Origin of the sequence: Arthrobacter sp. HMWF013, from assembly GCF_003061105.1 — a bacterium.
GTDB lineage: Bacteria > Actinomycetota > Actinomycetes > Actinomycetales > Micrococcaceae > Arthrobacter.
The window spans coordinates 1-5,454 of sequence record NZ_QAIQ01000011.1 but is presented as its reverse complement, the minus strand read 5'-3'; the positions used below and the strand labels follow the sequence as shown (position 1 = coordinate 5,454).

The window sequence follows — 5,454 nt, the reverse complement described above, 5'->3', positions numbered from 1 at the left end:
TCCTTGGCGTCCATGATGCGGTAGGCATACCCCTGCTCGGCCAGGAAACGCTGCCTTTTGGCGGCGAAATCCTGGTCCAGGGTGTCCCTGGCAACCAGGGAGTAGAAGCGGGCAGCCCGGCCGTCTTTCTTGGGCCGCAGCAGCCTGCCCAGGCGCTGGGCCTCTTCCTGGCGGGATCCGAAGGAGCCGGACACCTGGATGGCCACTGCGGCCTCAGGCAGGTCGATGGAGAAGTTGGCCACCTTGGAAACCACCAGGGTCTGCACTTCCCCGGCGCGGAACGCATCGAACAGCCGCTGGCGTTCCTTCACGGAGGTGTCCCCTTTGATCACGGGAGCCTGCAGGCGCTCGCCGATTTCGTCCAGCTGGTCGATGTACTGCCCGATCACCAGCAGCTGTTCGCCCTGGTGCCTGGCCACGAGCTGTTCCACCACCAGGGTCTTGGACTCTGACGTGGAGCAGAGGCGGTATTTGTCCGCGTCCTCGGCCATCGCGTAGGCCACCCGTTCGTCACGGGGCAGGTCGATGCGGACCTCGACGCAGTCCGCCGGGGCGATGTAGCCCTGGGATTCGATGTCCTTCCAGGGCGCATCGTAGCGTTTGGGCCCGATGAGGCTGAAGACCTCGCCTTCGCGGCCGTCCTCGCGCACGAGGGTTGCGGTCAGGCCCAGCCGGCGCCGCGCCTGGAGATCGGCGGTCATCCGGAAGATCGGTGCAGGCAGGAGATGGACCTCGTCGTAGATGATCAGGCCCCAGTCGTGGCCGTCCACCAGTTCCAGGTGCGTGTACAGCCCGCCGCGCCTGGTGGTCAGGACCTGGTAGGTGGCGATGGTCACCGGCCGCACCTCCTTGAGCGACCCGGAGTACTCACCGATTTCATCCTCGGTCAGGGAGGTGCGCTTGAGCAGTTCATCCTTCCACTGCCGGGCGGCAACGGTGTTGGTGACCAGGATCAGGGTGGTGGTGGAGCTGGCGGCCATGGCCGCTGCACCCACGATGGTTTTTCCCGCGCCGCAGGGCAGCACCACAACACCGCTGCCGCCGGCGCGGAAGTTGTCAGCGGCGAGCTGCTGGTAGGGGCGCAGCTTCCAGCCGTCTTCCTGCAGGGCGATCAGGTGCGGGGTGCCGTCAACGTAGCCGGCCAGGTCCTCGGCAGGCCAGCCGATCTTCAGGAGCTGCTGCTTGAGCTGGCCGCGCTGGGAAGAATGGACCACCACTGTTTCGCCGTTGATCCGCGGGCCGAGCAGCGGCTGGATCTTTTTGGCACGGATCACTTCCTCGAGCACCGGGTAGTCGTCCGTGCGCATGACCAGACCGTGCTGGGGGTCCTGCTCCAGCCGCAGCCGCCCGTACCGGGACATGGTCTCCTCGACGTCGATCAGCAGCGAATGCGGAACCGGGAACCTGGAGTATTTGAGCAGTGTGTCAAGGACCCTTTCGGCGTCCAGGCCGGCGGCGCGGGCGTTCCACAGGCCCAGGGGGGTCAGCCGGTAGCTGTGCATGTGCTCCGGCGCACGTTCCAGCTCCGCGAAGGGGGCAATGGCGTGCCGGGCCTCCGTAGCGAGTTCATGGTCCACTTCAAGCAGGATGGTCTTGTCACTCTGGACGATCAACGGGCCGTCGTTCACGCGCGGGATTCCTTCACTGGCGCAGGTCCTCTGCGCCCTCAATATCGATGATGCGATGGATGGACAGGACCCGCTCGGTGTCCTTGGCGGGATCGAACACCCTGACGCGTCCGCCGCTTACGGAAAGGGGAACAACGATCTCAAGGTTGGCATTCCCGGAACTGTCCACCACGTTCATGCTGACCCGCTGCTTGAGCCGGATGGCCCGTTGCAGGGTCTCCAGCCCCAGCTGGGTTGCCGCCTCGCCCGACGCCGGACCCGTTCCCGGCGCCGTACCGTTCCGGCTTCCGCCCGCGCTGGCCCGTACCTGCCGGAGGACAGCCAGCTGGGCGTCGACGTCGGCCTCTGCGGGAGCGTTCCGCGGCGCGGTGTAGACGGGGCGGGCACCGCCTGGGGCGCTCCCGTTGGTCCGGCGCAGCCGGATCACGGAAGGTTCGGATTCCTCCACCGACGGCGAGAGCCCCAGCCCCCGCAGGATCTGGGCAGTTTCACGCGGCGTGGCGGAGGAGATCAGGACGGTGGGTGCGATCCGCGACAACGCCAGGCCGGCTGCCTTGGATTCAGCCGCCAGCTCCAGAACGGTTGTTTCGTCGCTTTGGATGAAACTGGCGGCAGCGCCCACCCGGAGCCGCCCGTGCCGGGATGCCGTGTCCTCCACCAGGTAGGCGAGCGGCTGAGGCACGGCTGTTGCTGAATGCTCGCCCAGGAAGTCCAGCAGGGACGACGCGTCATGGCCGGCATCCAGTGCCCGTCTGATGGAGGCCGGCGAGAACCGGTAGATGGTGGCGGGCCCCTGGCCTTCGGCGTCCGCCATGAGCAGGAGCTTTTCGCTCAGTTCCGGCGCCAGGTAGCCCGGTGCCACCGCCGTGAGGTCGGCCTGGAGCAGGACGTGGTTCAGGGCGGCGGGAAGGTGCTCACCAAGGATGGCGAGGGCGTCGTCCGGCCGGTCCATCGCAATGGCGCTTCCGAGCTGGCTCAAAGCACCGGAGCCGATAAGGCCAAGCAGTTCCGCCTCTGCCAGGACCCCCTTGATCATGGAGCTGAACCGGCGGGCCATCCGTGGCTGCGCCCATTCGGCCCGCTGCAGCACTGCTGCTGCGTCCAGGACCGGCGCTGTGCCGTCCTCGGCAGCTGCCTCGGCCGTCAGTTCGCTGAGGATTTCCAGAATCCGTTTCCGGACCACCGGGGCGTCCGGCCGCTGCGCCTCGGCTGAGAGGGCATTGACGGTGCTGCCCGCCAGCGTCCGGTGGACGGCGGCCACCCCGGGACCGTTCACCGGCAGACCCACCAGCGATGGCACCCGCTCACTCGCGAGCCAGGCGTTGACAAGCCACAGCCATTGTTCCTGCCGGGGGAGCGCCAGCCATTCCAGCTGCGGTGGCTGAACCCAGGCGGAGGAGTCCACATCCAGGCGCAGCAGGCCGGACAGGGCGCTGAGCTCCAGCAGCAGGCCTGCGAGGTTCTGGTCCAGGCGGAGCACCTCGGCGACCCGCTTCATCTCCCGGACTCCAACCCCGCCGCTGCGCAGCGTCGCCAGCGGCTGTTCCTTGACCGCATGGAGGAGCTCGCCCACCAGCCGCAAGGTCTCCGCGATGGCACCGAGGGCCGCGTTGCGTCGGAGCGCCGCGGTGGTGGTGCCCAGCTCCGGGACCGGCGGCGAGAGCGTGAAATCAGTGATGACGGCACCGCCGCGCAGGGACAGACCCACGCTGTGCGGCAGTTCCACATGCGCGGCATCCAACGGAACCAGAAGTCCGCGTGCCAGGAGCCAGTCAACAGGCCCGACGGCGTGGCCCTGGTTCGCGACGGATGCTTTCCGTTGCGCCTGGGGGACGGCACCCATGGCCCAGTTGCCGAATTTGGCGAGCAGCGCCGTCGTGCGCTCCGGGGCACCGGTCAGAGCCTCACTGAGGGCTTCGGGCGACGACGTCCAGTGCTGCAGTGCCAGCGCAGCCTCCATCGGCGTGGTGGCCTCCTGGATGGCGACTCCACTGCGGCGGAGTTCCCCCACCAGCTGGACTGCGCGCTGTGCAAACGCAGGTTGGAGCCGGACCAGCTCGGTGTAGCTGCGCCCCAGCCCGGCCGGATAGATGCCCACGACGTCCTTGAGACATCCCACGGGCAGGTAAAAGCGTTGCCGATGGCCGGGAACCGTTCCGTGTGGCGGCTCAGCGCGGTGAACGAGGGCAAGTTCCTGCAGGGCCGCCAGGATCCGTTCGACAGAAACGAGTGTTGCCCCGGCGATGAGTTTTCGTACGGTGGCTGCACTGGCGCTGTGTTCGGTGTCAGTATTCGTGCACAGGTGCAGTGTCTCCAGGACCTGCATCTGGGGCCGGTTCAGGCGTTCCAACGCGCGCTGGACGCTCACTCTTGCGCTGGCCCGCGCCGCCAGCGCCGGGAAATCGGGCACCGTGGGGGATATCAGGTCCGGCCGCGCCGCGAAGAGGGCCCGCAACGATTCGTCGCTGCGTGCCTCGAGTTCCTTGCTGAGCGCGCGAATAAGGGACATCAGGCCAACGTTACCGCCCGCCGGACTTTCCTGCCCGGCGTCTGCCGGCCACGCTGTCCAGCACCAGGAACAGCATCAGCAGGAAAGCCACCGGCAGGCCGTAGAGGGCCGTGGACGTGACCCATACCGGGGCAGCTGAGCCCGCGAAGGCCAGCGCCATCACGGCCCCCACCGCCACGAGGGAAAGCATGGCAACAACCGCTGCGCAGATCATCAGGGGCCGCCGGAAACGCGAGGGTGTCATGCACGTAACGCTAACAGGCGGGCGGCCCCGGGGCGGTCCGCCCACCTCTGCAAAGTCGCGGCCCGATGCAGCCGGTGACCCCCACAGGATGACGGGGCCCTGACAGCAGGTTTCCGGGCCCGGCAGGATAACCTTGAAGCAACAGACCAACACGGTCCGTGGCAGTCACACCCTGAACCCGCATATCAGTGCGGATGCGGTGGTTGCCCGCCGTGTCAGCAGACGCAGAACGAAGAAGGTTGATTACGTGCCTACCGGCAAGGTCAAGTGGTATGACAAGGAAAAAGGGTTCGGATTCCTCGCGGGCGAGGACGGCCAGGAAGTCTTCCTGCCTAAATCATCGCTGCCTGAGGGCGTCACCGAACTGAAGGCCGGCACCCGGGTTGAGTTCGGTGTTGCCGACGGCCGGAAGGGTGCCCAGGCACTCGGATTGCGCGTCCTGGACAAGACGCCATCCATCGCCAAGGCCAAGCGGCCCAGCGCGAAGGATCTGGCCCCGCTGGTCCAGGACCTGGTGAGCGTGCTGGATAACCTGTCCGGAACCCTTTCCGCCGGCAAATACCCGGAAGGCAACAAGGGCAAGGCCATCGCGGCTGCCCTGCGCAAGGTTGCCGACGAGCTGGACGTTTAGGCCCCGATGATCCCGGAAGCTGAACAGCCGGAGCAGACCGCCGGGGACGCTCCGCGCGTTGAACCTGTCCCCGCCAAGCGCCGCGCCGGCATCCCTGCGTGGCGGACCGGCAAGCCGGATGTCTTCCTCGCGGCCGCCGTCGATTTCGCGCGGACTGCCATCGAAGGCATCACTGCGCCATCCGACATCGGTGCACACCTTGCTGCCAAAAGCGAGGGCGACCGCCTGGTCACGCACCTGTTCGAATCAAAGCTGCCCGGCTACCAGGGGTGGCAGTGGTACGCGGTCCTGACCCGGAATTCCCGCTCCAAAGTTGTCACGGTCAGCGAGCTTGGCCTGCTGCCCTCGGAGGACTCCATCCTGTCCCCGGAATGGGTTCCTTGGGCCGAGCGTGTCCGTCCGGAGGATTCCCGGGAAGCCGAGGAAGAGGAGTCGCCTGCAG

Annotated in this window: 5 protein-coding genes; 2 read left to right on the top strand and 3 right to left on the bottom strand. The window is 67.2% G+C overall.

The window, feature by feature from the left end; all coding sequences use genetic code 11:
* From DBR22_RS00415 to DBR22_RS00405, 3 genes are all read right to left on the bottom strand, one after another.
* Window positions 1-1,628, bottom strand: a 1,628-nt coding sequence (locus DBR22_RS00415; protein ID WP_108597269.1) for a DNA repair helicase XPB, incomplete at its 3' end; no start/stop codon positions are given.
* 13 nt (window positions 1,629-1,641) lie between these two features.
* Window positions 1,642-4,137 carry a helicase-associated domain-containing protein gene (locus tag DBR22_RS00410; protein ID WP_108597268.1) on the bottom strand — a complete coding sequence of 832 codons (2,496 nt, stop codon included), beginning with the start codon at window positions 4,135-4,137 and terminating at the stop codon, window positions 1,642-1,644.
* Between the two features lie 10 nt (window positions 4,138-4,147).
* The gene (locus DBR22_RS00405) at window positions 4,148-4,381 is read right to left on the bottom strand and encodes a hypothetical protein (protein ID WP_108597267.1); all 234 of its coding nucleotides are present in this window, start codon (window positions 4,379-4,381) and stop codon (window positions 4,148-4,150) included.
* A gap of 247 nt (window positions 4,382-4,628) precedes the next feature.
* On the opposite strand from DBR22_RS00405, the gene DBR22_RS00400 reads away from it, so the two are divergent.
* Together DBR22_RS00400 and DBR22_RS00395 are read left to right on the top strand one after the other, a co-directional pair.
* Window positions 4,629-5,012 (top strand): cold-shock protein, encoded by a 384-nt coding sequence (locus DBR22_RS00400; protein WP_108597270.1) that lies wholly within the window; start codon window positions 4,629-4,631, stop codon window positions 5,010-5,012.
* Between the two features lie 6 nt (window positions 5,013-5,018).
* On the top strand, window positions 5,019-5,454 hold a 436-nt coding region (locus tag DBR22_RS00395; RefSeq protein WP_108597266.1), incomplete at its 3' end, for a DUF3027 domain-containing protein.